This is a genomic window from Collimonas fungivorans, assembly GCF_028292705.1.
GTDB lineage: Bacteria > Pseudomonadota > Gammaproteobacteria > Burkholderiales > Burkholderiaceae_D > Collimonas > Collimonas fungivorans_B.
In genome coordinates this window covers 1-2,583 of record NZ_JAQGLV010000371.1, presented here as the reverse complement: position 1 = coordinate 2,583, position 2,583 = coordinate 1, and the positions used below count along the sequence as shown (strand labels likewise).

The 2,583-nt window shown below is 60.4% G+C and carries 2 protein-coding genes; one reads left to right on the top strand and one right to left on the bottom strand.

Annotated features, from left to right (window positions below; all coding sequences use genetic code 11):
* Positions 1–239: 239 nt before the first annotated feature.
* Positions 240–1,148 carry a LysR family transcriptional regulator gene (locus tag JWQ61_RS20620; RefSeq protein WP_304362156.1) on the bottom strand — a complete coding sequence of 303 codons (909 nt, stop codon included), beginning with the start codon at positions 1,146–1,148 and terminating at the stop codon, positions 240–242.
* A gap of 233 nt (positions 1,149–1,381) precedes the next feature.
* On the opposite strand from JWQ61_RS20620, the gene gcl reads away from it, so the two are divergent.
* On the top strand, positions 1,382–2,583 hold a 1,202-nt coding region (gcl, locus tag JWQ61_RS20615; protein ID WP_304362155.1), incomplete at its 3' end, for a glyoxylate carboligase.

The window sequence follows — 2,583 nt, the reverse complement described above, 5'->3', positions numbered from 1 at the left end:
ATGTCTCCTCGGCACGCCTAGCGCTACGGGCCAAGGCCGGCGCAATATACCGACAGGGGAGGCCTGATACGACACTAGTGTAGTACTTCGCATTGCTTGCATATGTGCGATTCACCACACTAAAACGGTGCAGGGATCGGCTCGGTTGACTGGCTCGCCATGGGCAGGGCGAGATTGTTACGAAACTTACAGTTCGGCAATCTATCTTGTTTTCCGGCACGAATTTTCCGCACCTATTTTCAACCCTTGCTCCAGTAGTCGGGTTGCGCATAAATCGATTTCAGGCGATCGATGAAGAAGCGCACCTTGGCCGGCAGGTGGCGCTGTTGCGGATAGACCGCCATGATGTCGTAATGCGGCAGCGCAAACTCGTCCAGCACTGTCAGCAGTTCGCCCGAAGCCAGCTGCGATTCGATTTCCCAGGTCGAGCGCCAGGCCAGTCCCAGGCCTTCGCTGACCCAGCGGTGCAGCAGTTCGCCGTCGTTGCAGTCGAGGTTGCCGGCAGTCTTGATGATCACCGGCTTGCCGCCTTGCTGGAAGTACCAGCCGCGCTGCTGGCCGCCTTGCAGGTTGAAGGAAAGGCAGTTGTGGTCGGCGATGTCTTCCAATGTCTTGGGAATGCCGTTGCGGTGAAAGTATTCCGGCGTGCCGCACACCACGCGGCGGTTGCCGGCCAGCTTGACCGCGACGAAATTCGGATCGATGGTGCCGCCGATGCGGATGCTGATGTCGTAGCCTTCGCGCACCAGGTCGACCACGCGGTCGGTCAGGTTGAACGAGATCTGCACTTCCGGATTGGTGGCGATGAAAGCCGGCGCATGCGGCGCCACATGCTTGCGGCCGAACGCCGCCGGCGCCGACACCACCAGGTGGCCGGTAGCCTTGTGGCGGCCTTCCGAGATGATCTTCTCGGCAATATCCAGTTCGATCAGCAGCTTGCGGCAATGGTCGAGGAACACCGTGCCCTGTTCGGTCAACGTCAGGTGGCGGGTAGTGCGGTGCATCAGCTTGGTGCCCAGCCGTTTCTCCAGGGCGTCGATGCGCCGGCCCAGCATCACCGGCGTAATGTTCTGCTCCAGCGCCGCGCTGGCCAGGCTGCCTTTCTCGACCACGCTGACGAAGGCTTCAATCTGCTTGAGTTTGTCCATGTCTCTTCCATATTAGTATTTTCCTTAGTATTCCATACTTGATGTATCGAATAAAGCGATTGTTTGTGTTCTTATCAAACAATATGTTTGGTTATAGCATGTGCTTCATCCACTCGGCAGTCTTCAGGCATCCCTCCGTCCGCAGCGCATGGCGCGGAAAGCGGGGCCAGGGGACACGGGCCGCAGGCAGTGGCAATGAATCATTGGCAATAATTCGACAATTTGGAGGCAACATGGCAAAGATGAAGGCAGTGGACGCAGTAATGCACGTATTGGCGAAAGAGGGCTGTTCGCAAGCCTTTGGCGTGCCGGGCGCGGCAATCAATCCGTTCTACTCTGCGATGAAACGGCACGGCGGCATCCAGCACACGCTGGCGCGCCACGTCGAAGGCGCTTCCCATATGGCGGAGGGCTACACCCGCGCCAATCCAGGCAATATCGGCGTCTGCATCGGCACTTCCGGCCCGGCCGGCACCGACATGATCACCGGCCTGTATTCGGCCCAGGCCGATTCGATCCCGATCCTGTGCATCACCGGCCAGGCGCCGCGCGCCCGCCTGTACAAGGAAGATTTCCAGGCGGTCGACATCGAATCGATCGCCAAGCCGGTCACCAAATGGGCGGTCACGGTACGCGAACCGGCCTTGCTGCCGCGCGTATTCCAGCAGGCTTTCCACATCATGCGTTCCGGCCGTCCAGGCCCGGTCCTGATCGACATGCCGTTCGACGTGCAGATGGCGGAAATCGAATTCGATCCCGACACCTACGAACCTTTGCCGGTGTACAAGCCGAAGGCATCGCGGGCGCAGATCGAAAAAGCCCTGACCATGCTGAACGAAGCCGAGCGGCCGTTGCTGACCATCGGCGGCGGCGTGATCAATGCCGATGCAGCGGACCTCGCGGTTGAATTCGCCGAGCTGACCGGCGTGCCGGTGATCCCGACCTTGATGGCCTGGGGCGCGATCCCCGACGACCATCCGCAAATGGCGGGCATGGTCGGTTTGCAGACCAGCCACCGCTACGGCAACGCCACTATGCTGGCGTCCGACTTCGTGCTCGGCATCGGCAACCGCTGGGCCAATCGCCATACCGGTTCGATCGAAGTTTTCACCAAGGGCCGCAAGTTCGTCCACGTCGATATTGAACCGACCCAGATCGGCCGCGTGTTCGGTCCGGACTACGGCATAGTTTCCGATGCGAAGGCCGCGCTGACCCTGTTCGTCGAAGTCGCCAAGGAATTGAAAGCAGCGGGCAAGCTGCCTGACCGCTCAGCCTGGCTGGGCGAGTGCCAGGAACGCAAGCGCACCTTGCAGCGCCGTACCCATTTCGACAACGTGCCGGTCAAGCCGCAGCGCGTCTACGAAGAAATGAACCGCGCCTTCGGCCGCGATACCTGCTACGTCAGCACCATCGGCTTGTCGCAGATCGCCGCCGC